Below are 25,208 nucleotides of genomic sequence, written 5' to 3'. Positions count from 1 at the left end.
ACATCCTGCGGCGCCCGTAACGTTATTGGCCCTGGCGCTTTTGTTAACGCCTGAACGCTTGCAGAATCAGGCGAAAACCAGCTGCGCCCAGCGCGCCAGCCCGGCGGTAACCGAACCGAAATCATCGCCGGAGGCCAGCGCAATATTCGGCAGCTGGCGCTGCAGCGCCTGACGCAGCAGCGGCGATCGCGCGCTGCCGCCGGTCAGATAGATCACATCCGGCGTGGTGCCGCTGGTTGCCAGCGCCAGCGCAACCTGTTCCTGAATGCGATCCAGCGGCGCGGCAATCGCCGACTCCAGCCCGGCGCGGTCGACTTCTTTTGCCAGCCCCGCCTCGATAAACGCCAGCGCCGCTTCCGCTTCCATACGGTCGGAGAGGGCGATTTTGCTCTCTTCCGCCGCACGCACCAGACGGTAGCTGAGGCGCTGTTGCCATACTTTCAGCAGGCGCTGCACTTTTTCCGGCTGGCGCGCGTCGCGTAACAGATCCTGCAGCAGTTTGCGGCAGGCGCTGGAGTAAAATTCGCTTTGCGCCGGTACGTCGTTAATCGCCACCGCGTTCCACCACGGCAGCGCGGGCAGGGCGATGCCCTTTTGCGTCTCGCCGCCGAGGCCGAGCAGCGGCATCAGCTCTTTATAGGCCAGCGCGATATCAAGATCGTTGCCGCCGACGCGGCAGCCGCTGTGGCCCAGCAGGCTGCTGGCGCGATCGGCGCTGTGGTGCCAGCGCGGCCCCATCAGCAGCATACTGCAGTCGGTAGTCCCGCCGCCGATATCGACCACCAGCACCCGCTTTTCCTCGCTCAGCGTCGCTTCGAAATCGAGGCCCGCGGCGACCGGTTCGAACTGAAACACTACCTCGCGGAAACCGGCGCGGCTGGCGGCACGGGCGAGAATGCCCTGCGCCTGACGGTTGGCCTCTTCGCCGCCCAGCCCCTGAAAGTTAACCGGACGTCCGATCACTGCCTGGTCGATGGAGTGCTCCAGCTGCCGTTCGGCCGTCTGGCGGATATGCAGCATCATGGCGCACACCAGGTCTTCAAACAGGGCGAGCTGCTGCGGCTTGAGGCCGCTGGCGCCGAGGAAAGATTTCGGCGACTTAACAAACCACACCTCTTCAGGATCGGTCATATACTGCGCCAGCGCGTCGAGGCCGAAACGCACGCTGCCGGGCGTGACCTCAATATCTTCTTCGCGATTGAAGGTGATGGCGCGCCGCAGCAGCGCCTGGTTTTCCGCCTCTGGCGTCGGCACCTGGTGATGACGAAACAGCCACTCGCTGATCGCTTCACGCGTCGGGCCGCACAGCATCGAGGGCAGATAAGGGGAATCCTTTTCCAGTTTAAGCAGCCGCGGCGCGCCCTGTTCCACCACGGCTACGGAACAGTTAGCCGTTCCGTAATCGAAACCGATAAACACAGAATTTCTCCCCCTGAAAAAAGGGGGTGACTTTACCGGAGCCGCCCGTGAGTGGCAAATGTTTCGCGTCCTTCAGCGGAGCGGATAGCGTGCGCGGCTATTTGATGGCGAAGAAGCTGTTCTCCAGCAGAGCGTTCAGCGGCTCGCCGCCGTTAACTGCCGCTCCCCACACCGCATCCACGCCGATGCTGCCCAGCGTGGATAACGCCGCCGGCAAATCTACCGGTCCGGCGACGGTAGCGATGCGTAGCCGCTGCGCCTGACCGTGGATAATAGAAAGCAGCATCTCATCCATCAGATTGCAGTGGACGTTGGCGATCAGATCGGGCGCCATTTGCAGGAAATCGATCGCCTCCTGCGGCAAACGATCGAAAGCGTCCAGATTGCGGCCAAAATGACGCAGCAGAATACGGCAGCCCTGCTGGCGCAGACGCTGCAGCGCCGGCAGCAGCTCCTCTGCGTGACTCAGCAACATGGAGGTTTCCAGGCTGATAATCAGCAGATCGCCGTGCAGCGGGCCGCCATGTAATCGTTCGAGCAGCCGATCCAGCCGCGGCGCCAGCAGGCTCTCTGCGGCCAGCGGCAGCACCACGTTCAGCGCTTTACGGGCCACGCCCGCCGCGTAGTGGTTAAAAAAGCTGTCCAGCAGCGCCTCGTCCAGCTGCTGACGCTGCGCCGCCTGCGTCAGGCCGGCGCGAAACGCCTCGACATCCACCTCATGATCCTGCGCATCCAGAATGCGCGCCTGCAGCAGATGGAAGTTTGCCGACTGCGGCTTATGCGGCGCGGATACCGCCCAGGCCTGCCAGCGTACTGGCTGGGCGATCAGCCTGACGATATCCGCATGCGTCAGCGCCAGCTGCTGTTCGCGCTGCAGACGCGTTTCATATACCGAGAGCTGGCCGCGGCCGTTGTGTTTGGCGTTGTAACAGGCGAGATCGGCCTGCGCCAGCACCTCGCTGCTCTGGCAGTTGTACGCGTTAATCGCGGTCAGGCCGGCGCTGGCGCCGATGCGATGCAGCTTGCCTTCCCAGAGAAAGCGGTAGTCGTTGACGGCGTTAACGATGCGCTGTACCGCCTGTTGCGCATCCGGCAAACTGCTGTCGGGCAACAGCAGGCCAAACTCATCGCCGCCGAGGCGCGCCAGAAAATCACTGCCGCGCAGCTGACGGCCCATCAGCTCCGCCAGCTCGCGCAGCAGGGCGTCGCCCGCCGCGTGGCCGGCGCTGTCGTTAACCGCCTTAAAGCGATCGAGATCGATAAACGCCAGTACGTGCTGCTGCTTTTCCGCCGCCGAAAGCAGCAGCCGCTTGAGCTGATGTTCAAAGCTGGCCCGGTTCGGCAGCCGGGTCAGCGTATCGTGAGAGGCGCTGTAGTGCAGCCGCCTCAGGATTTCCCGCGACTCGCTGACGTCCTGAATGACCAGCACGCTGCCGATATTTTTTCCTTCCAGCGTTTTTAGCGGCGTCATGCTGTAGTGAATAGCGAACTGCTCGCCTGAGACGTTATGCAGGATCAGATCGCGGTCAGGGTCGGTCACGGGCGCGGCGTTGGGCAGGCTGCAGCGTAGAATATTCTCCATCTCTGCGCCGTAAGCGCCGTGGGTGATGCGCAGAATCGCGCTAATCGGCTTGCCTTCCGCCTGCTCCTGCGTCCAGCCGCTCATCTGCTCGGCGACCGGATTCATAAAGTTTACGCGCAGCTCTTCATCTACGCTGATCACCGCCTCGCCGATAGCGTCCAGCGTAATCAGCATCCGCTCTTTTTCCTGGTAAAGCGCCTCGTTAAGCTGGCGCAGCTCCGTTACATCCTGATTAATGCCCAGCATGCGCGCCGCGCTGCCGTCTGGGCTGAACACGATATTCGCCTGCGAACGGATATAGCGGATGCCGAGACGGGTGACGATACGGCATTCCAGAATAAAGGGCTGATGTTCTTCCAGAGCGCGGCGTACCGCCTCTTTCGCCAGTTCGCGATCCTCAGGATAGAGGCGGCTCAGCCAGAATTCATAAGTGGGACGGTCGCTGGCGTCCAGCTCATAGATGGCGAACATGCGCTTATCCCAGTTCATCTGGTTACGCGTGACGTCCCACTCCCAGACGCCGATGCCGCCCGCCTCGTTAGCCAGCGTAATACGTTCCATTAAGCGCTGCTTTTCCACTTCGCTGGCACGGATATGCTTTTTTTCTTCGCGGAAAGCGTACATCACCATCGTCATAATATGGCTGGGGATCAGTACCAGCAGAAACGGCAGCCAGGGGGCGGCAACCATAAAGCGGGGATTGGTGGTGTGCAGCTCGATCAGATGAAACGCCAACATTAACGACATCAGCGAAACGTTGGCGAAAAAGACGAAAAAGGCCTCCAGCCGCGGCAGGCGTACCGCGACCCAGAACAGAATCACAATAACGAAGGTGAAAGGCCAGGGCAAAAAACGCAGCGCCAGGCAGCAGAGCAGCAGCGAAGCCGTCAGCGTTGCCAGCGCCTCCAGCAGCGCCTGCTGCGTCAGCTGCTGAAAGTAACGCGGCTGCCACAGCAGGCAAATCGGCCCCAGCGTCAGCATCCCGATCACCTCTGAAAGCACCCAGGTAGCGAAAAAGTGCAGGCCCGGCGCGCCGCCGCTGAAGTGTTGCCACCAGAGCGCCATCAGCCCGCCGAGCAGCGGCATCAGGATGCCCGCCGCCAGCGCCATTTTGCACCAGCTGAACAGCGAATCGAGCGGCGCCTCGCGGCGCAGCAGCCGACGCAACAGCAGCCCGCCCAGAATGCTTTGCAGCAGGTTGATAAGCGACCAGGCGAGCGTTGGCCAGTGCAGGCCGAAGAATAGCGCGTTGGCGCCCAGCGTGCCGCACAGACAGGCGGCGAGCAGCAGCGCGGCTCTGGCGGCGCGCTGGCGAAAGACCACCGCCGTCATCATGGCGGTGGCGTACCAGAGCGGTGAAATTCTGTTATCGAGCGCCATCAGCTCCAGACAAAATAGCGAGGCGAGAAAACAGAGCAGGCCCAGCAATAAAGCGGGCCTGAAAATATCGGCGGCGTTATCTGCGGGCGAAAAGGTGTCGGTAGTCATCCACGAGTCCGGCTGGCTGGCCTGCCACGGCTGAAACAGGCGTCATATCACTACCGTGATGCTAGCACAGCCTGGCTAACCTGACCCGTTGGCAAGCGCAGAAATCGCGGCGCTATTCAAAGGATTGATAGCCTGTCTGCCGCTGTTTTAACAGATCGGCGCGCGTCCAGGGCTTCTCCAGCCCAGCGATATTAGCGGAAAGATACTCAAGAAAATTTTGCGTCGGCGCGATGCGGCCGTGGCCTGTCAGAATCAGCGGCAGTATCAGCGCCGCGCTAAGCTGCGGCAGTGAAAAGCCTTTCAGCTGCGTATGCCGCTGTGACAGCAAAAACAGCGTGCTGAGGGTAAAGCCCAGCAGCAGGCCCGCAGCGACTTCGCTTTTAGAATGGGCGTGCAGCACCAGGCGCGATGCGCCGACCAGCAGCGGCACCATATAGCCGATGGTTACCGCCGCGCCGCGCCAGAAGGCGGGCAGGCGTCCTGACAGCAGCCACAGCATGACGGGCCAGAGCGTCGCCGACATGGCGCTGTGGCCGCTAAAGCCGGTGAAGTTGAAGCGCGCGCTGCCGATGCCGAATCCCATAAATAAGATTTTCGAGATGCTGACAATCAGGCCAGCCAGGCCGAAGGCCGCTATCCAGCACCATAGCGTACGGCGGTCATCGCTTTTCCACGGCAGGATTAAGGCGATAAGAATTGCTGTAGGGATCAGCAACATGCTGTCGCCAAACCAGGTGATCGTTCTCCAGGACATAGCTAACCTTTATTTATCTGAATACCCTGCGCCAACGGACGCAAGGGCGCGCGCCGCGCCGTGAATAAAAAGAAAGACGTGACGCACGAGCGGCAGTTTATCGGTGAAAGCCCGACAGCGCCAAAGGAGAAAGTCTGAAAAGCGTGCGTTCCGCTACGCATCATGCCGGCCAGCCCGCGCCGGGCCGCTTTTTTCTGGCATCGCATCAGCGATATCCCTATAATTGCCGCCAGTTAACCCTCTCAATATCTGACTGAACGCTAAAGAAGATGTACCTGCATCGCTTTGGCGCCATGTCACACAGTTATCAGGTCTTTAATTTTATGACTGACAAGTCTCATCAATGCGTCATTGTAGGTATCGCAGGCGCATCTGCATCAGGAAAAAGTTTAATCGCCAGCACGCTGTATCGTGAAATTCGCGACCAGGTCGGTGATGAACATATCGGCGTTATTCCTGAAGACAGTTACTACAAAGACCAAAGCCACCTCACTATGGAAGAGCGGGTTAAAACTAATTATGACCACCCCAGCGCGATGGATCACGATTTGCTGTTACAGCATCTGCGGGCGTTAAAAATGGGTCAGCATATCGAACTGCCGGTTTACAGCTATGTGGAGCATACCCGTACCCGGCAGACGGTACAGCTGGCGCCGAAAAAGGTCATTATTCTGGAAGGCATCCTGTTATTAACCGATGCCCGCCTGCGTGAAGAGATGAACTTCTCTATTTTTGTCGATACGCCGCTGGATATCTGCCTGATGCGTCGTATGAAGCGCGACGTTAACGAACGTGGGCGGTCGATGGATTCGGTGATGGCGCAGTATCAAAAAACCGTGCGTCCGATGTTTTTGCAGTTTATCGAACCGTCGAAACAGTATGCTGACATCATCGTGCCGCGCGGCGGCAAAAACCGTATCGCCATCGATATTCTGAAAGCCAAGATTAATCAGTTTTTTGAATAAGAGAGAAAGGCGGCGGCCACGCTGAAGCAAAGGAGACAGAACATCATGAGATTATGCGATCGCGATATTGAAGCCTGGCTCGATAACGGCAAGCTGGAAATTTCACCGCGTCCGCCGGTGGAGCGGATCAACGGCGCCACCGTTGACGTACGGCTCGGTAACCAGTTCCGAACTTTTCGCGGCCATACCGCCGCCTATATCGATCTGAGCGGCCCGAAACATGAAGTCAGCGCGGCGCTCGATCGCGTGATGAGCGATGAGATTGTGCTGCCGGAAGGCGAGGCGTTTTTCCTTCATCCCGGCGAGCTGGCGCTGGCGGTGACGCTGGAGTCGGTGACGCTGCCTGACGATCTGGTCGGCTGGCTGGACGGCCGCTCTTCGCTGGCGCGCCTCGGCCTGATGGTGCACGTGACCGCGCACCGCATCGATCCGGGCTGGCAGGGCCGTATCGTGCTGGAGTTCTATAATTCAGGGAAACTGCCGCTGGCGCTGCGTCCGGGCATGCTTATCGGCGCGCTGAGCTTCGAGCCGCTTTCGGCGCCCGCCGCGCGTCCATATAACCGGCGTGAAGATGCGAAGTACAAAGGGCAGCAGGGCGCAGTCGCCAGCCGTATCGATAAAGATTAACTGCCTGAACAGGGGATGGGATGAGACGATTAATTACCACGCTGGCCATTTTATTCGTCGTTGTTGTGGCTGGGATGACCACGCTGGTATTGTTGGTGAACCCCAACGATTTCCGTAACTACATGGTGCAGCAGGTCGAGCAGCGCAGCGGCTATCAGCTGCGTATTGAAGACGATCTGCGCTGGCATGTCTGGCCGCAGCTCAGCATTCTCGCCGGCCGAATGTCGGTTACCGCGCCGGGCGCGCAGCAGCCGGTGGTCACGGCGGAAAATATGCGTCTCGATGTTCATCTCCTGCCTTTGCTTTCCCATCAGCTCAGCGTTAAACAGGTGATGCTGAAAAACGCCGTGGTGCGTCTTACCCCCGACAGCGATGCGCGGCGCCCGGATAATGCGCCGGTCGGCCCCTCCGATTCCGCGCCGGCCGAGCCCGTCAGAGGCTGGACGTTTGATATCAATGGCCTTGAGGTGACGGACAGCCTGCTGATTTGGCAGCCGCCGCAGGGCGAAGAGATAAATTTCCGCGATCTGAACCTTACCCTGAGTCAGGATAACCGCCAACAGGCAATGCTGTCGCTGGTGACGCGCGTCAGTCGCGATCAGCGCGAGCTGCAGCTGGCGCTAAACGGGACGATGAACGTGGCGGAGTATCCGCATCGCCTTAGCGGCGCTGTCGAGGAGCTCAGCTGGCAGCTGAGCGGGGCGGGGTTACCCGCCGCTGGCGTGCAGGGTAAGGGCAGCCTGCAGGCGGAATGGCTTAACGACAGCCAGCGTTTCGCGTTGCGCAACGTGGCGCTGACGCTGGGAGAGAGCCAGCTGAACGGCACCGTCAGCGGCAGCCTGAGCGATGCGCCGGCTTTCACCATCGATATGCAGGCGCCGCGCCTCGATCTCGATACGCTGATGGGGCTGAATAGCCAGGCTGCGACGTCGAATGCCGCCCAGGCGGCGGCAAGAGTGCGCCCGCCGGTGATCGCCGAACCGGCGCATAGCGAAGCCTCCCCGCTGAATGGGCTTACCGCCGCGCTGAAGCTGCAGGTTGACGCGCTGCGCTGGCGCGGTATGGATCTGCAACAGGTGGCGCTGGAGGCGAATAATCAGCATGGCGAGGTAACGTTAAGCCGCTTTTCCGGTCACGCGGGCGCAGGCGAGTTTTCTTTACCCGGCACGCTTGATATGCGCGGCACGCCGGCGCAGGCGGTGCTGCATCCCACGCTGCGTAATATAGCGCTGGCGCCGCTGCTGGCGGCTTTCTCCCTGCCGCCGACGCTGGATGGTCAGCTGTCGCTAACGGGCCAGCTCAGCGGCAGCGGGCTGAGTATTGAAGATTTTCACCATCGCTGGCGCGGTGAGGCGGACGTTGAGCTCAACGCGGCGCGCATTACCGGCATGAATTTTCAGCAGCTGGTGCAGCGCGCGGTGGCGCGCAACAGCGATCGCGTCAGCAGCGAAGAAGAGGCGGGCGACAGTAATCAAACCCGCCTCGATAAGCTGCAGGCGCAGGCGAGTCTGCAAGATGGACTGCTTCGTCTGCAGGGGCTACAGGGCGGGACCTCGCGCTTTCAGCTGAGCGGGGGAGGGCAGCTCGATCTGGCGCGGCGCCAGTGCGATATCACCTTCGGTATTCAGGTTACGCACGGCTGGAAAGGGGATAGCGCCCTGATCGCTGCGCTGCAGCAGTCGGCCATACCGCTGCGGCTGTATGGCGACTGGGATAATTTGCAATATAACCTGCAGGTCGATCAGCTGCTGCGCCAGCGTCTGGAAAGCGAAGCTAAAACGCGCATTGACCAGTGGAAGGCGCGTCATCCCGATAACGCCACGTCACGCTGATGCCGCTAATGTAAAACGGCGCCCTTTACGGCGCCGGAGATAAAGGTAAAAGCGCTATATATCGGAAGAACGGCCTGCTTCCGCCCCGGCTGCGCGGCTATACCTCATAGTCGGGTTCTGGCTGCTGCAGCGGCACGATCTCTACTTTTTGCACCCGATGGCTTTCAACTTCCAGCACGCGGAACAGATAATCTCCTACCTGCAGCTCCTCGCCCGGCTGCGGGATATGCTGTAGCCGATCCATCAGCAGGCCGGCGATGGTGTGATAATCTCGTTTTTCATTCAGCGGCAGCTCGATATACATGACTAAATCATCGAGCGGCATATGACCGTTGGCCAGCCAGCCGCCATCGTCGTTCTGACGAATATCGTAGCGCGCATCGACCTCTTCGCTCTCATTCGGCAGGTTGCCGGCGATGGTTTCCATGACGTCGCTAAGCGTTACCACGCCCTCTACGGAACCAAACTCATCGACCACAAAAGCGAAGTGGGTGCGGGCGCTGCGGAACTGTTCCAGCGCCAGCAGCAGCGTCAGCTGTTCAGGAAATACCAGCGGCTGGCGAATCAGCGCGCGCAGATCGAGAGAGTGGCTGTGCAGCGATTGCTGTAGCAGATCGATCACGTGAACCACCCCAAGCGGCTCGTTGCCGTTTTCCGTAATCAGCAAACGCGTATGCTGATTACGATCCAGCTGCGCCATAATCTTCTCCGGGCTGTCGCTGAGATCGATATGCTCGATATCATGACGGGAAGTCATAATACTGCTGACGCTGCGCTGCGCCATTCCCATTACGCGCACGATCATCTGGCGTTCCTGCTTGTTAAATACCGCTCCCTGTTCATCGGCGTCGGCCACCAGCGATGCGGTTTCGCGATCCAGCTCCACATCGGCGCTTTCACCGCGCAGCAGATGCAACACCGCCTCTGCCGTGCGTTTGCGCAGCGGCATTTTCGCCGAAAGAAAACGGCGACGGTTGAACTGCGACAGCTGGTTAAAGGATTCGATCAGAATAGAGAAGCCAATCGCCGCGTACAGATAGCCTTTCGGAATATGAAAGCCGAATCCTTCCGCAATCAGGCTGAAGCCGATCATCAGCAGAAAGCTCAGGCAGAGGATGACAATAGTAGGATGGCCGTTGACAAAGCGGGTAAGCGGCTTGCTGGCAAGAATCATCAGGAAGATGGCGATTACGACTGCCGCCATCATCACCGGCAGATGATCCACCATTCCGACGGCGGTAATCACCGCATCCAGCGAGAAGACGGCATCCAGCACCACGATCTGCGCCACCACCGGCCAGAAGCGGGCGCCGTGCTTCTGCGGCTTCTCATCAAGATCGCTGCCTTCCAGCCGTTCGTTAAGTTCCATGGTGGCTTTAAACAGCAGAAAGACGCCGCCGATCAGCATAATCAGATCGCGGGCGCTGAACCCGTGCGCAAAAAGGGTAAAAAGCGGGCGCGTCAGTCCGGTAAGCCATGAGATAGAGGTTAACAGCAGCAGACGCATTATCAGCGCCAGCAGCAGGCCGGTCACCCTTGCGCGATCGCGCTGCGCGGCAGGCAGCTTCTCCGCCAGAATGGCGATAAAAACCAGGTTATCAATTCCCAGTACCAGTTCCAGCACAATCAGCGTAACCAGCCCGGCCCAGATTGACGGATCGGCGATCCATTCCATACTTTTTTACACCTTGTGAAGAGATTTATTGCCGTTGCCGATGATCGGATCTCAATAATCAAAACGCAATGTTTTCTGAGATTAATCTTAAATAAAAAACCGACAAGCCTTATTGGCTGCTCATTATGTCTCAGGCCAGAATGGCAATTATAGATTTTTACTGAAGAGTAGCAGAGGTGAACTATTAACATTTGCTGGTGAAATAAACGGAATTTATTTTTATTTAAGGATAAATGTTATTATCAAGCCGGAATTATCTGGAAAAAAAAGAAAGGTGTGGTTGCTTTAAGTTGCTGAATTAAAAACTTTAATTTTTATAATCCTTAGTCTTATTCTGAAAGTGCTATGGATCTGCTGTCTCAAGCTTGTCACAACCAGTCAATAGTATAAAAATCTAGCCATAACTTATGTGATCGAACCGGGATAATTGCTGCGGTTTACTGCAGCGCGCTCTGATAAAAGCGCCGTTTCTCGCGATTTTAAGAAACTTATAAAAGCCGCCCGGTTTACGCATCACTATATAGCAAGGTTTCTGATTAAGCAGTACTGGTAGCTGAAAGCCAGGGGCGGTAGCGTGCTTAAGAGCTGATGAACCGGGCGTAATATACTCGTCAATAGTAATTTATAGTTTTCTGTTGTTTTAAGACTAACGCCAACTAAATGCGACAGAATATAGGGTTCTAACTGTAGCCTGACATCGACGTCCTTATTCGCCACGTTGTTCTGATAACTACGTGACGGCCAACGAGAATCGGCAGGCTGCATTTCAGGGATTGAACAGGAGGGCGGGCTGCCACCATTAACGCCTGGTGTTGGACTTAGCAGCTTTAGCGGCAGGAACATTTATGCATAAAACGAGGGGCAAACATCTCATGACGGAACAGCAATAGTTAAAGCAGATTGGTCGTGAATTAACGTTTATTCATGAACATTTTTTGCGGCGATACACCGCTTTAGACAATAAATCAGCAATAGCGATGATAATTCAATGATGAAATCGAAACTTAAATTGGCTCCGTTACTGGTGTCAATCTCACTTATCAGTGGCTGTACTGTAGTCCCAGGGCAAAATGTTTCCACCAGCGGTAAAAATGTCATTAAGCAGCAGGACGCTGATTATGACATTGATAAAATGGTCAATGTGTACCCGCTAACGCCGATGCTGGTGGAGCAGCTGCGCCATCGTCCCGTCGTAGCGCAGCCGAACCCTCTGCTCGATCAGGAAGTCGCTAACTATGAATACCGTATCGGCGTAGGCGACGTATTAAGCGTAACGGTCTGGGATCACCCGGAGCTGACGACGCCGGCCGGTCAATACCGCAGCGCCAGCGATACCGGCAACTGGGTACATTCGGACGGCACCATCTACTATCCCTATATCGGCAAAGTAAAAGTCGTAGGGAAAACTATTCAGCAGGTGCGCAGCGAAATTCAGCGCCGCCTGGCGAGTTATATCGAAAGCCCGCAGGTTGATGTTAACGTCGCCGCTTTCCGCTCGCAAAAAGCTTACGTTACTGGCGAAGTCGGCACCTCCGGCCAGCAGCCCATCACTAACATCCCGCTGACCGTGCTTGATGCCGTCAACGCCGCGGGCGGGTTGTCGGCGGATGCCGACTGGCGCAACGTTATCCTGACGCATAATGGCCGTGAACAGCGTATCTCGCTGCAGGCGCTGATGCAAAACGGCGATCTGACGCAGAACCGTCTGCTCTATTCCGGCGATATCCTCTTTGTGCCGCGCAACGACGAGCTGAAAGTATTTGTTATGGGCGAGGTGACGCGCCAGCAGACGCTGAAGATGGATCGCAGCGGCATGACCCTGACGGAAGCGTTAGGCAATGCGGAAGGGCTGAACCAGGAAGTATCCAACGCCACCGGCGTGTTTGTTATCCGTCCTAACCGTCAGCAGGGCGGCAAAATCGCCAATATTTATCAGCTGAATACCGCCGATGCGACGGCGATGGTATTGGGCACCGAGTTCCAGCTGGAGCCGTATGACATCGTCTATGTCACCGCAACGCCGCTGACGCGTTGGAACCGCGTTATCAACCAGCTTCTGCCAACCGTTAACAGCGTCCGTTACAGCGTTGAAGCGGCGCACGATATCAAAAACTGGTGATGAGTATGTTTAAAACAATACTCGTTGTTTGCATGGGCAATATTTGCCGCTCGCCAATCGGCGAGCGGTTACTGCAACGCTATTGCCCGCAGATAACCGTGAAATCAGCCGGACTGGCAGCGCTGGTAGATTACCCCGCCGATAAAAACGCCGTAAAAGTCGCAGAGCAACATAGTCTCTCGCTGGAAGGACATCGCGCACGGAAATTAACGGCCACGATGTGCAGAGAAAACGATCTGATCCTGGTGATGGAAAAACAACATATCAATGATATCAGCCAAATCGCGCCGGAAGTTCGCGGCAAGACGATGCTTTTCGGTCATTGGTGTAACGGTCGTGAAATCCCGGATCCATATCGAAAAAGTATAGAGGCTTTCGAATCTGTATACCTTTTATTGGATGACGCCGCTCAGAAATGGGCCCACGCATTAAATCGATAATCAGGCATAATAATGGTCAATAAAAAATCAGATAGCTCGCAAAATATTGCAGATGCCAAAGATGAAATCGATGTAGCCCGTTTATACGGTTCGTTAATCGATCATCGCTGGCTCATTACTGGCGTAACCGCGCTATTCGCCGCTATCGGCGTAATTTACTCAATTTTGGCTACACCCATCTATCGGGCCGATGCGCTGGTTCAGGTAGAGCAGAATCAGGGCAGCCTGGTGCTGAGCCAAATCTCCAGCCTGATGCCGGATACCAAGCCGGCGTCCGACGCCGAAATCGGACTAATGATGTCCAGGATGGTGCTGGGGAAAACCATTGACGATCTTAACCTGCAAACTACGGTTACGCCGGACTATCTGCCGGTGATAGGCGCCGGCTGGGCGCGTATGATGGGGCACGCCGAGAAGAAAGTCGCCGTTTCTCGTCTGGAAGTACCGCCTGAACTGATCGGCGCCAAACTGGAACTGACTATCGGTGAAAACCGCACCTTCACGCTCTCCGGCGACGATGGCGAGCTGGTAAAAGGCAAAATCGGCGAATATGCCGGTCAGGGCAAGGTGAAAATCCTCGTCTCCGATACCGATGCCGAGCCGGGCGATAGCTTTACCGTACAGAAAAATGGCTATCTGCCGACCTATAACGATCTGGTAAGCCGCTTCAGCGTCGTCGATCAGGGTAAAGATACCGGCGTACTGGCGCTGACCCTGAACGGCACCGATCCGCAGCTGACGCAGGAAACTTTGCGCACCATTACCGAAAACTATCTGCTGCAGAACATTGAGCGTAAATCGGCGGAAGCGCAGAAAAGCCTCGATTTTATCAGCCATCAGCTGCCGGAAGTGCGCCAGAAGCTGGATGAAGCTGAGAACAAGCTGAACGCGTTCCGCCAGGAAAACGACTCGGTGGATCTGTCGCTGGAAGCGAAATCGATGCTGGATACCATGGTAAACGTGGATAACCAGCTGAATGAGCTGACCTTCCGTGAGGCGGAGATCTCCAAGCTCTATACTAAAGAGCACCCGGCCTATCGTACGCTGCTGGAAAAACGTCAGACGCTGCGTAACGAGAAGAAAGCGCTGGAGGGCAGGGTATCGGCGCTGCCGAGGACGCAGCAGGAAATTATCCGCCTGACGCGTGATGTTGATGCCGGACAGGCGGTGTTTATGCAGCTGCTGAATAAACAGCAGGAGCTGAGCATCAATAAGGCCAGCACCGTGGGCAACGTACGTATTGTCGACCCGGCGCTGGTACTGAACAAGCCGATCGCGCCGCGCTCCGCGATTATTATCGCCGTATCGCTGGTGCTTGGCCTGCTGGTTTCCACCATCTACGTGCTGATGAAAACTATCCTGATTCGCGGCATCGAAAGCCCGGAGCAGCTGGAGAACAGCGGTATCAACGTTTATGCCAGCATTCCGATCTCTGAATGGCAGCAGCAGCGTGACCGTCAGATTTCCGCTTTAAGTAAAGAGAAAGGTAAAAAAGTACCGCGCAGCGGCGAGCTGCTGGCGCTGGCTAACCCGACCGATCTGGCTATCGAGGCGGTGCGCAGTCTGCGAACTACCATGCACTTCGCCATGATGGACGCGCGCAATAATATCATCATGATTTCCGGCACCAGCCCGGATATCGGCAAGACTTTTATCAGTACTAACCTGGCGGCGGTGGTCGCGCAGTCCGGGCAGCGCGTGCTGTTCATCGATGGCGATATGCGTAAAGGCTATTCCCATGAGTTGTTTAGCGGCGATAACCGTCACGGGCTTTCCGAACTGCTGTCGAATCAGGCCACGCTGGAACAGGCGATTCGCCCGACTAACGTCAGCGGTCTGGATTTCATTCCGCGCGGTCAGCTGCCGCCTAATCCGTCAGAACTGTTGATGAGCCAGAAGTTTATCGACCTGATGCAAAGCGTGCAGAAGCGTTATGACATCGTGATTATCGATACGCCGCCGATTCTGGCGGTCACCGATGCCGCAATTATCGGCATGCAGGCTGGCACCAGCATGGTAGTGGCGGGCTTTGAGAAATCGACGGTAAAAGAAGTGGAAGTCAGCGTACGTCGTTTCGAGCAGAACGGCGTGGAAATCAAAGGCGCCATTATGAACCTGGTAGTGAAGAAAGCCGCCAGCTATTACGGCTACGGTTATTACCACTACAGCTACGAATCCACCAAGCCATAAAACGACAGCGCCAGCCGTTCGCGGCTGGCCTTTTTGAGGTTTTTAAAACGAATTCATTGAGACTGATGTTATGACTGAGTCTACGCCTTTAATCAGCGTTGTTATTCCTACCTTTAATCGTGCCGACATCATTTTAAAAACCCTGAACAGCGTTTTGCAGCAGACTTACCGTCATATTGAAGTTTTTGTGGTCGATGACGCTTCTACCGACGCCACTGCCGCAGTAATGGCCGGCGTACAGGATGAGCGGGTGCGCTTTATCCAGCTGGAGAAAAACAGCGGCGGGACGCGCCCACGTAATGAAGGTATTGAGCGCAGCAATGGCGAATTTATCGCGCTGCTGGATTCAGATGACGAGTGGGTGCCGGAAAAGCTGGAGAAACAGCTGCATTTCCTGCAGCAGCAGCCGGGACGCAACCGCGTCTGCATGACGGCCAAATATAATAAGCGTCCGGAGGGGCTGCATCTGCGCCGTAATAAGGCGTTAAGTAATTACGCCTCCATTATGGAATTTTTACTGTTAGGTAATGATTTCCAGACCAGTACGCTGCTGCTGGACGCCGCTATCGCAAAGCAGGCCAGGTTTGATCCCACGCTGCGCAAGCATCAGGACTGGGATTTCGCGCTCCGGCTGCAGGAGCAGGGCGCCAGCTTTTACTATCTCGACCTGCCGTTAACCATCTATGACGATTCGGATTCGACGGCGCGCATCTCTTCCGACGGTAAACGCGATAAGTCGCTGATCTGGCTGGAAAGCATTAAAAAGCGCGTGCCCAGCTATATCTGGTTTGGTTTTTACGCCAAAATTATTGCCGACAGCTATTTATTATCGAATCAAAAAGGTAAAGGCATTGCGATTTACTTAAAACTGCTGCTCTCAGGGAAAATCAAGTTCAGCCACTTTATGGCGATGATGAATGAACGGATAAAAAAGTTAGCCACTATTACCGCGAAACGTTTTGTTCCGGGGAAGTGATTTTAAAACAGCAATCAGAACGGCGAACCTATAATGAAATTTGTATCCCTGAAGATAGGCATAAGAAAAAATCGCTATCTCTATTTCGATCCGCATATGACCTTTATGCTGTTTCTGTTCATGATGCTGGTAATGATAGCCGTAGCGCTGGTGAAAGAGTCGGTAATGAAACCCTACTTTTTCTCCGATCAAATTACCATTTTCAGCTTCATGAAGCTTACCTACAGCTTTGGTCCGGGAAACTCCTACGGCAGTACCGCCTATTTTTATAAGCTGTTAGGTTTTGAGCAAAGCTCTGTCGTTTTTGCGCTCATTTCGGCCATGATCATCGTCAGCACCTTTGTTTTCATTTTTATTAAGGTGCGCGGCGGATCGATGAACATCTTCGATATCGGCGTATTTCTGTTTTTTTGCTTTTCATCAATGATCAATTTGACGTGGCAAAGTAAGGACTTTATCGTCTTTTTGATAATGATGCCGTTGCTGATTACCTTCTTTAACCGTACCGCCGGACTATTGATATGGACCTGCTTCGCCATCTTTTACGCCTATTACTTCAGGACGTACTGGTTTTTATTCCTGATTGAATTCTACGGCATGTTGCTGCTTTCACGCTATGTCCATAAAGGAAAATGGATATTTATCATGTGTTTGCTTTCGCTGCTTGTGCTGGCGTTTGGCTTCCAGTACGGCCTTGGCATCGACGTAGATAGTTTCCGTACCGAGGTGAATGACCACCGTCTGGATGATAGCGGCGACGGCAGCAATACGCTGATACGCCCATGGTTTCCGGCGGGTAACCCTGTGTTCGGCTGGCTCAACGTAAGCCTGACGTGGTTAACATTCTTTGTACCGTTCCCGCTTATTTTGATGCTGTCGCCTTATTACGTGGTGATTTCCTTTTTTATTATTCTGATGTTCAGAAGAATATGGCAGACGCTTAACGCCGCGTTAAAGGATCGCTCCTGGCCGCTGATAGTGGTGTTCTCTCTGATCATTATTTCATACACGGTAATCCAAAGCCTGTTTGAACCGGATTATGGCAGTTACCTGCGCCACCTGTCGCCATTTTATCCGTTGATGTTTTACGTTTATTTAAGTTTTGGGAAATTCAAAAAGGAAGAGTAAATGAAAATCCTCCATGCTGCTGAGACCATAAAAGGTGGCGTTGCCACGGTTTTAAAACAACTCGTTGCGGCACAACAGGATGATAAAGGGGCATATCGTATTCAGTGCCTGATCCCGGCGGATCAGGCCGGTGAGCTGGATACGGCGCTGGAAGAAAACGTAGTGAAATGGCAAAGAAAGGGGCGATCGGTCGGCGCCCTGATCTCTTTCGCTACGGCGTTTTGTCGTACGGTAATCCGCTTTAAACCTGATGTGGTGCATCTACACAGTTCCTTTGCCGGGGTCATCGGGCGTCTCTGTCTGATCCTGCTCTGGCCGCTGGTCAGACCGAAGGTGGTTTATTGCCCCCATGCGTTTAGCTTTTTAATGCAGACCAGCGGGGCAAAGAAAAGAATTTACGCGCTGATAGAAAAAGCGCTGCTGCCGATGACCGATGCGATTATTTGCGTCAGCCAGTATGAAGCTGACCAGGCCGAGGCGCATGGTATTAAGAGCGATAAGCTGTTTGTGATTCATAATGGCGTACCGCAGCGCCACTTTATCAGGCCGGATAAAAGCCATGATACATCTGTTAATCTGCTGTTTGTTGGGCGTTTTGATTATCAGAAAGGCTACGATATTTTACTGGATGCGATGAAACGCCTGCAAAATCCGCATATCCATTTGACGCTAATTGGCGACAGCGTTCACAGCGCGCAGCAGATTGAGAAATTACCGCAGGCGCAATATACCGGCTGGTTGAAAGCCAGCCAGATGGAGCCCTATTTTATCAATGCCGATGTGTTGGTCATTCCCAGTCGCTGGGAGGGTTTTGCGATGGTGCCGCTGGAGGCGATGAGCTATTCATTACCCATTATCGCCAGCGACGCTACCTCTTTACCGGAGGTGGTAATAGATAAGCAAACGGGTTATCTGTTTAAAAATGGCGATGCTAATTCCTTACTCTCTGTGCTTAATCGCTTAGATAAATCTGATTTAAGTGAAATGGGGCGAAAAGGAAATCAATTATATACAGAGAATTTTACTTCTCAGGCTATGATAGCCAAAACGCATAGTTTATATGCCGACATAATGAAACGTTGAATATCAAATTGACTATAGCGAGGTCTAAGACATGTCTTCGATTATGCATGAATTAGGCAGGGAAGATAATAAAATGACAATGGCCAGTGGATTTCGCTCGCGCACTAATGCGTCGATTATTTCCATCATACAGCGATTTTTTGACATTTTCGTTATGTTTACAGGGCTCTATATTTTAGCCTGTATTGAATCTCAGCCTTTTTCATCATCCTGGTGGTTGCTTTCGCTTACCGCGCTGGCGCTGTTCCAGATGATCGGCGGGATCACCGATTTCTACCGTTCCTGGCGCGGCGTCAGCTTTGCGACTGAGCTGCAGATTATCCTGCAAAACTGGGCGCTGAGTATTCTGATTACCGCTGGCATTATGTCGTTGATCAGCGAATTAGAGCTTAACTTTAAAGCGTATCTGCTGTGGTTTGCGATTGTCTCTGTGGGTTTTATTATCTGCCGTTCGGCTATTCGTTATTTCGCGCGTATTATCCGCAAGCTGGGTTATAACACGCGTAACGTTGCCATCGTTGGCAATATGCCTATTGGTGTTTCACTTGCTAATAGTTTCATTAACGCTCCCTGGATGGGATTAAACGTTGTTGGGCTCTATTCTGACGTTGCTAATGAATCTCGTAGTGACGCGGCAAATATTAACTACTGCGGTAATCTGGAGCAGCTGCTGGTTGATGCCCGCGAAGGGAAGCTGGATAAAATTTATATTGCTATGGCGATGTCTGAAGAGACGGCGATCCGCGAGCTGGTCGCCAGGCTTTCTGATACCACCTGTTCCGTTATGCTGATCCCTGACATTTTTACTTTCAATATTCTACAGTCGCGAACTGAAGAAATTAACGGCGTTCCGGTTGTTCCTCTGTTTGAAACGCCAATGAACGGCATCAATATGGTGCTGAAACGCCTGGAGGATATTGTCGTTTCCTCCTGTATCCTGCTGTTTATTTCTCCGGCGCTGCTTACCATCGCTGCGCTGGTCAAATTTACCTCGCCGGGCCCGGTAATTTTCCGCCAGGTGCGCTACGGGATGGACGGCAAACCGATTAAGGTGTGGAAATTCCGCTCAATGTCGGTAATGGAGAACGGCGATAGCGTAAAACAGGCGACCAAAGGCGATGCGCGTATTACGCCGGTTGGACGGATATTGCGATCGACTTCGCTTGATGAACTGCCGCAGTTTATCAACGTGTTAAAGGGCGATATGTCTATCGTGGGACCGCGCCCGCACGCGGTTGCGCATAATGAGCAGTACCGCTCCATTATTCAGGGCTATATGCTGCGTCATAAGGTTAAACCCGGTATTACCGGCTGGGCGCAGATTAACGGCTGGCGTGGTGAAACCGATACGCTGGAGAAAATGGAAAAGCGTGTTGAGTTCGATCTGCAGTATATCCGTGACTGGAGTCTGTGGCTTGATATGCGCATCATTTTCCTGACTCTCTTTAAAGGTTTTATCAGCAAAACCGCTTATTAAGCGCGGCGGACAAGAGAGCAGCCTGATAAAAACCGTATCCCGAACGGGGTACGGTTTGCAGTCTTATCACAGTGAAAGCGGATTTCACTCCTGCTTAGATGTGGATTATGAGCTTAAAAGAAAAAACGGTAAAAGGGGCCAAGTGGTCTGCCATGTCGACGCTATCGACTATTGGCATTGGCTTCCTGCAAATGACGCTGCTGGCGAGGTTAATCGACACGCATCAGTTCGGCTTATTGACTATCGCCATGGTAATTATTTTACTGGCGGATACGCTTTCCGATTTCGGTCTGTCGAATTCGATTATCCAGCGTAAGGAGATTTCTACCGCTGAACTGTCAACGCTTTACTGGATAAATATCCTTATTGGTTTAATCGTCTTTGCCGTAGTGTTTAGCTGTAGCGGCCCGATCAGTACATGGTTAAAACAGCCGGATCTTAAGCTGCTTATCCAGGTATTATCTATTGCCTTCCTGATCATTCCTCATGGTCAACAGTTCCGCGCGCTACTGCAAAAAGAACTGGAATTCCCGAAAATCGGCCTGACTGAAACGTTAGCCGTTACGCTTGGTTTTATCGTTACTATGGTAGCCGCATGGATTAAGCCGCAGGCGATAACCGCCATCTGGGGCTATCTGGCGATGGTTACCGTACGTACCCTGATGTTTTCCTGGTATGGACGTAAAACATACCGGCCGCGCTTCCGCTTCTCATTTCGCACTATCACTTCTAACCTGAAGTTTGGCGCTTACCTTACCGCGGATAGCCTGGTTAACCAGCTAAATTCCAATGTGGCGACGGCGGTATTGTCGCGTACTCTGGGTGCGGCTATTACCGGCGGTTATAATCTCTCCTACAACGTTGCGGTGATGCCGCCGACGAAACTAAACCCGATTATTACCCGCGTACTGTTTCCGGCTTTTGCTAAAATTCAGGACGATCGGCAAAAGCTTCGCGATAACTTTTATAAATTACTGTCGCTGGTTGGGCTGCTTAACTTTCCTGCGCTGTTAGGTCTGTTAGTGGTAGCGGATAATTTCGTGCTGTTTATGTTTGGCGAAAAATGGCGTTTTATTATCCCTATTCTGCAGGTTTTGTGTGTTGTCGGCCTGCTGCGCTCTATTGGTAATCCGATTGGTTCGCTGTTGATGGCGAAGGCGCGCGTTGATATTAGTTTTAAATTTAACGTAGTGAAATTTTTCCTGTTTGTTCCGGCTATCTGGATTGGGGCAAAAACGGGCGGGGGCTTTGGCGCCGCATTGGGTTTTTTAGCAATACAGGTGCTTAACACCTGGCTGAGTTACTTTATTCTTATCCGTCCGGTATTAGGCCCAAGTTATAAACAGTATTTGTATAGCATCTGGATGCCATTTCGTATGGCGCTGCCGACATTAGCGGTGCCGTGGATTATAGGATTGTTCCTCTCGACTTCGGTTGCGCTTCCTGTAATCTTAGCCGTCCAGATTATTTCAGGGGGGATGGTTTTTCTGATAGCGATATTATTAAGTCGCGATCCACTCATTGTAGAAATGAAAAATCACCTGTTTAAAAATCCTAAACTTCGTCGAATCTTAAGAGCGGAAAACTAATCATGCACCATATGGATAAACTCAAAAACTACCTGTCAGTTATCGATGATGTGGTTCCCCCCGGCAGCAAGGTGGCTTATCTGGATATACCGCTTCATCTTAACGTCGGCGATCTGTTGATCTATAAGGGCACTGAACAGTTCTTTAAAGAACGTCAATATCAGGTAATGGCGCGCCGCACGGACAAAACCAGTATCAAGTGGTTAGCAGAAAATCGCGATCTGCCGAAGGACGTCATTATTTTATTACAGGGCGGCGGTAACTTTGGCGACTTATATGGCCATCATCAGCGCCTGCGGGAAGCCGTAGTACAAACGTTTCCCGATCATAAAGTGGTTATTCTGCCGCAAACGGTCCATTTTAAAGATAAAGCAAAGATGCTGCAGTCGGCGCAGATTTTACGCCAGCATAAAAACCTGACGATTTTTTGCCGTGATGAACGCAGTAAGCAAATTCTTGAAGAGCATTTCTGCCGGGATGTGCGCCTCTGTCCGGATATGGCGCATGCTTTATGGAACGTCTTTCCAAAACAGAGCGCTAACGATATCAAACGTGAAACGATGTGGATGATCCGTAAAGATATCGAAGAGACTAATATCGAGGGATTACCAGGCAAGCCTGGCCCTGAAGCTTATGAAGACTGGGAAGATATTTGCACCAACCAGGATCGCTCCCGGACGCAGGTTTATCTTAATTTTGAACGTATAAATCGTACGTTGAGTACGCGCTTGCTCGATACGCCGCAGAAGTGGGGCGACTATACCGATACGCTGGTAAACCGGATTAACCAACACTTTATGTCGCATGGCACGGTAGTAACCTCACGGATGCATGGTCATATTCTGTGCTGTCTGCTCGGCGTAAAAACTAAACTGCTGGATAATTCCTACGGTAAAAATTCAGGTTATTACGCCTCCTGGACAAAAGATGTCCCTGAATGCGAGTTGATTACTTTATGACAGAAGAGCCAACGATTCCTAAACTTTCCGTCATTATTCCTGTTTATAACGTGCTGGAGTATGTTCAGGAAGCTGTTGATTCAATTCTTACGCAGTCTGTCAAACCGTGGGAAGTCATTATCGTTGATGATGGTTCGACGGATGGTTCCGGCGATCTGGTAGAAACGCTCTATGGTTCGCATCCGCTGGTAAAAATTATCCATACCGCCAACGGTGGGCTGGGTGAAGCGCGTAATACCGGTACGCGAGCTGCTACCGGTGATTACATTTACTACTTTGACTCGGATGATATCTCCGTTGACGGGCTGATCGGGCAATTTTATCAAACGCTGGCACAGCACCCTGATATGGACCTGTTTGCTTTCTCGGCGGAGTCCTTTGAAGATCCGGTAGGGAAAAGCAAAGGGGAGGCGCAGTCGCAGCAGGTGCGGCTGATCTCCTATCGCCGCCGCATGGAGCGCGTTTTCCCCAGCGGCGAGCAGGCATTTAACACCCTGTCAGAAACCAATGCTTTTATTCCTAACGCGTGGCTCTATATTTATGCCCGTAAATTGCAGACGCAGCACCAGCTCTTTTTTCTGCCTATTATTCATGAAGATGAAGAGTTTACGCCGCGCCTGTTTTTTGTTGCGGGTAAAACCTGCGTGACGGATAACGTCTACTTTCAACGGCGTATTCGCATCGGTTCTATCATGCAAAGCTCACGCTCGGAGAAAAACGCTATTGGCTATCTGCGCGCCTGCGACGCCCTGGAAGGTTTGATGCAGCGCACCTCCGTCAGGGAGAGCAGAAAGCACCTGCGTGCGCGTATTGTTAAAAATATACTCAACGTAATCGGCGTAGCGAAAAGCGCTGGCGTAAAATTTAGCGCTAAATCGCAGGGAGAGCTGGATATGTTAGTGTCTCGCTATCGTAATCTTGATATTACGCTGGCGGAAAATAACTATTTTGCCTGGCGCGTGGTTAACTTTGCCCTGAAGCAGTTAAAAATTCGCGATGCCTGAAAAGGCGCGGGCGCGTACTTAGCGCATCGTTGAGTTAAAATCGGCCTCAGCCATTCGGCTGAGGCTTTTTTTCAGGCGGGTTTTATCACTTTTTGCGTTGCCAGATTTAACCAGGGAGATTCAGGTGCCGCGCCAAGCGCAACGTACACCGCATTGTTGTTAACGCTAACGTTTTTACCGGCGTGCTTGCTACGCTGATTCAGGCTTGAGTTGATGGCTGAAAGCTGCGCGCTGGTGTAGCTAAAGTTACTGCGTATACCGATATTCCCTTCCACTGACCAGCTGATATCCGGTGCGGCGCCATCGCTGTAGATCAACGCCAGCGAGTTCTCCGCATTAACCATATTATTGGTTATCAACAATGATTTTTTAATCCCGCTTAGTTCGGCAAAACGCTCCGAGTCGTTAACCTGCGTGTTCTGAATACTGAGGTTGGCTACGTTAGGCAATTTAAAGACCGTGGTAGCGCCGTTATAGGTATCGCCATTTATTGCAATATTACCGCCGGTGCCTTTGACTACCTCCATGCCTTTCCCGCTGCCGTTAAGCTGGTGATAGCAGTTATTACTGGTAATAGTGACGTTTTCATTAGTCGTGATCTGTGCGGCGCGTGAGAATCCCTGCGTATCAAGATTATTAATACGCAAGCTTTTCGGCTGATTAAGGTAGAGCGCGGTATTGGTGCGCGCACCTTCATTTATCATGCTGCCGGAGAGGGTAATATCATGCTCCCCGGTCTGGGTAGCGATGGCAAAACCGTAAGCCGTCGTGCCTTTGGCAATAAGAACGGTGCTGTCAATATTGATGCCCTGATTAAAGTTGACTACGGCTATCGCCGCTTTAATGGGGCGCCAGGCGTTGCCGTTCAGGATATCGGGATTGCTGCTGTAGCGGATGGTATTCTTGACGTTAATATTCTTACACTGAATATAGGCTTCACCCCACCAGGTGGCGCCGCCCATGGATATGTTGCCTATCGATACGCCGCCGGTGATATTTTCCATGGCGAAATGGCGACGAAAGCTTCCTTTAGCCATGTTGTTCGCCATAATGATGTCTTTGTGATCAAAGTCGCGCAGATGTTTGCGCGCTCCCGGCAACCCTTCGGCGTGAAACGCCAGCCTGGCGTCCTCGCCGGGCTTACAGTAAGCATGGTTGCCGGTCATGATAGTCCCTGACCCCCAAATTGTTACGGCATCGCCCCGATCTTCACCCAGCTTCGAACGTAAGTCACGCATGCCGGTGCCCGCGCCTAAACATTCCAGGAACCAGTTATCGATAATTTTAGTGCCCCAGGCGCCAAAACCCGCAGGGGCGACAATGGACTGCAGCATCCGATAAAAATAGCAGTTGGCGATTTCACAATAATTGGCGGAAATCATTATACCGCCCTGGCGTCCGCCAGTTTCACTTTTTAGCAGCATCGGGTTATCGAACACCATGCCATGTATTTGCGTGGCATCCGCTTTGAGCTCCAGTAGAAACTCATTACCCATATTGCGTAACGGCGTGATTATGCCATTTCCGCGGCCCTCGATTATCTGATTTTTAACGGTTAACTTGACTGATTTATTTATACTAACCGGCGTATCAATAGTAAGGTATTTCTTATCTTCCACCAGCTGTTGGAAGGCAGCGTAATTATCTACCGGGCCATTATTGTTGTGCCGATCGCTACGAATCTTAGCCCAGGAGGTAGATGCATGGTCAAGAATGATGCCGGGCGCGCCGTCAATTTTACCTCCGGCGCCATCCGGCGTTGCTGTCGCAGGCGCCGCATTGGCCCGTGTCAGACTGCCGATAGTGCCGACCGCTGCTGCGGAGACCAGAATTTTTGTAAGCGCCTGACGCCTGGAGCTGATACGTTCATTACTGGCTTTTTCATTAATGCTCATTTCTGA

Annotated in this window: 18 protein-coding genes; 13 read left to right on the top strand and 5 right to left on the bottom strand. The window is 53.4% G+C overall.

Going from position 1 to position 25,208, the window contains the following annotated elements; all coding sequences use genetic code 11:
* Nucleotides 1-66: 66 nt before the first annotated feature.
* The 3 genes from yegD to FKM52_RS08115 all read right to left on the bottom strand — a co-directional run bounded on the left by yegD (nt 67) and on the right by FKM52_RS08115 (nt 5,243).
* Nucleotides 67-1,419 carry a molecular chaperone gene (yegD, locus tag FKM52_RS08125; protein WP_141175705.1) on the bottom strand — a complete coding sequence of 451 codons (1,353 nt, stop codon included), beginning with the start codon at nt 1,417-1,419 and terminating at the stop codon, nt 67-69.
* Between the two features lie 97 nt (nt 1,420-1,516).
* Entirely contained in the window at nt 1,517-4,489 is a 2,973-nt protein-coding gene (locus FKM52_RS08120) for a diguanylate cyclase domain-containing protein (RefSeq protein ID WP_141175704.1), read from the bottom strand.
* A 112-nt stretch (nt 4,490-4,601) separates the two neighbouring features.
* Nucleotides 4,602-5,243, bottom strand: a complete 642-nt coding sequence (locus FKM52_RS08115) for a phosphatase PAP2 family protein (RefSeq protein WP_141175703.1) — start codon at nt 5,241-5,243, stop codon at nt 4,602-4,604.
* 323 nt (nt 5,244-5,566) lie between these two features.
* Here FKM52_RS08115 and udk point away from each other — a divergent pair, with 323 nt between their 5' ends.
* Genes udk through asmA form a run of 3 tightly spaced genes read left to right on the top strand, consistent with a single transcriptional unit; the run spans nt 5,567 to nt 8,667 of the window.
* A complete protein-coding gene (gene udk, locus FKM52_RS08110) occupies nt 5,567-6,208 on the top strand; it encodes a uridine kinase (RefSeq protein WP_141175702.1) in 642 nt (213 codons plus the stop codon).
* Nucleotides 6,209-6,253: 45 nt separating this feature from the next.
* Entirely contained in the window at nt 6,254-6,835 is a 582-nt protein-coding gene (gene dcd, locus FKM52_RS08105; protein WP_141175701.1) for a dCTP deaminase, read from the top strand.
* A gap of 20 nt (nt 6,836-6,855) precedes the next feature.
* On the top strand, nt 6,856-8,667 hold the full coding sequence (gene asmA, locus FKM52_RS08100) for an outer membrane assembly protein AsmA (protein WP_141175700.1): 1,812 nt from the start codon (nt 6,856-6,858) through the stop codon (nt 8,665-8,667).
* A 97-nt stretch (nt 8,668-8,764) separates the two neighbouring features.
* On the opposite strand, the gene FKM52_RS08095 is transcribed toward asmA, so the two are convergent.
* The gene (locus FKM52_RS08095; RefSeq protein WP_141175699.1) at nt 8,765-10,342 is read right to left on the bottom strand and encodes a TerC family protein; all 1,578 of its coding nucleotides are present in this window, start codon (nt 10,340-10,342) and stop codon (nt 8,765-8,767) included.
* A gap of 988 nt (nt 10,343-11,330) precedes the next feature.
* Between FKM52_RS08095 and FKM52_RS08090 the strand changes: the two genes are divergently transcribed.
* The 10 genes from FKM52_RS08090 to FKM52_RS08045 all read left to right on the top strand — a co-directional run bounded on the left by FKM52_RS08090 (nt 11,331) and on the right by FKM52_RS08045 (nt 23,307).
* Nucleotides 11,331-12,461 carry a polysaccharide export protein gene (locus FKM52_RS08090; protein ID WP_141175698.1) on the top strand — a complete coding sequence of 377 codons (1,131 nt, stop codon included), beginning with the start codon at nt 11,331-11,333 and terminating at the stop codon, nt 12,459-12,461.
* 5 nt (nt 12,462-12,466) lie between these two features.
* A complete protein-coding gene (locus tag FKM52_RS08085; protein ID WP_141175697.1) occupies nt 12,467-12,901 on the top strand; it encodes an arsenate reductase/protein-tyrosine-phosphatase family protein in 435 nt (144 codons plus the stop codon).
* A 12-nt stretch (nt 12,902-12,913) separates the two neighbouring features.
* Nucleotides 12,914-15,091, top strand: coding sequence for a tyrosine-protein kinase Wzc (wzc, locus tag FKM52_RS08080; protein WP_141175696.1), 2,178 nt, complete (start codon nt 12,914-12,916; stop codon nt 15,089-15,091).
* Between the two features lie 70 nt (nt 15,092-15,161).
* Complete coding sequence (locus FKM52_RS08075; protein ID WP_141175695.1) at nt 15,162-16,067, top strand: glycosyltransferase family 2 protein; 906 nt, start codon at nt 15,162-15,164, stop codon at nt 16,065-16,067.
* A gap of 33 nt (nt 16,068-16,100) precedes the next feature.
* On the top strand, nt 16,101-17,195 hold the full coding sequence (locus FKM52_RS08070) for a hypothetical protein (protein ID WP_141175694.1): 1,095 nt from the start codon (nt 16,101-16,103) through the stop codon (nt 17,193-17,195).
* The gene (locus FKM52_RS08065; RefSeq protein WP_141175693.1) at nt 17,196-18,278 is read left to right on the top strand and encodes a glycosyltransferase; all 1,083 of its coding nucleotides are present in this window, start codon (nt 17,196-17,198) and stop codon (nt 18,276-18,278) included.
* Between the two features lie 73 nt (nt 18,279-18,351).
* Nucleotides 18,352-19,755 carry an undecaprenyl-phosphate glucose phosphotransferase gene (wcaJ, locus tag FKM52_RS08060; RefSeq protein WP_141175692.1) on the top strand — a complete coding sequence of 468 codons (1,404 nt, stop codon included), beginning with the start codon at nt 18,352-18,354 and terminating at the stop codon, nt 19,753-19,755.
* A 107-nt stretch (nt 19,756-19,862) separates the two neighbouring features.
* Entirely contained in the window at nt 19,863-21,344 is a 1,482-nt protein-coding gene (locus FKM52_RS08055) for an MOP flippase family protein (RefSeq protein ID WP_141175691.1), read from the top strand.
* 11 nt (nt 21,345-21,355) lie between these two features.
* Entirely contained in the window at nt 21,356-22,303 is a 948-nt protein-coding gene (locus tag FKM52_RS08050; protein ID WP_141175690.1) for a polysaccharide pyruvyl transferase family protein, read from the top strand.
* Nucleotides 22,300-23,307 (top strand): glycosyltransferase, encoded by a 1,008-nt coding sequence (locus FKM52_RS08045; RefSeq protein ID WP_244316923.1) that lies wholly within the window; start codon nt 22,300-22,302, stop codon nt 23,305-23,307. The genes FKM52_RS08050 and FKM52_RS08045 overlap by 4 nt, the downstream gene beginning before the upstream one ends.
* Nucleotides 23,308-23,378: 71 nt before the next feature.
* Here FKM52_RS08045 and FKM52_RS08040 read toward each other — a convergent pair whose 3' ends face one another.
* Nucleotides 23,379-25,202, bottom strand: a complete 1,824-nt coding sequence (locus tag FKM52_RS08040; RefSeq protein ID WP_141175688.1) for a hypothetical protein — start codon at nt 25,200-25,202, stop codon at nt 23,379-23,381.
* Nucleotides 25,203-25,208 lie beyond the last annotated feature (6 nt).

It is taken from the genome of Mixta tenebrionis, assembly GCF_006517625.1.
GTDB lineage: Bacteria > Pseudomonadota > Gammaproteobacteria > Enterobacterales > Enterobacteriaceae > Mixta > Mixta tenebrionis.
This window is presented reverse-complemented; position numbering and strand designations above follow the sequence as displayed.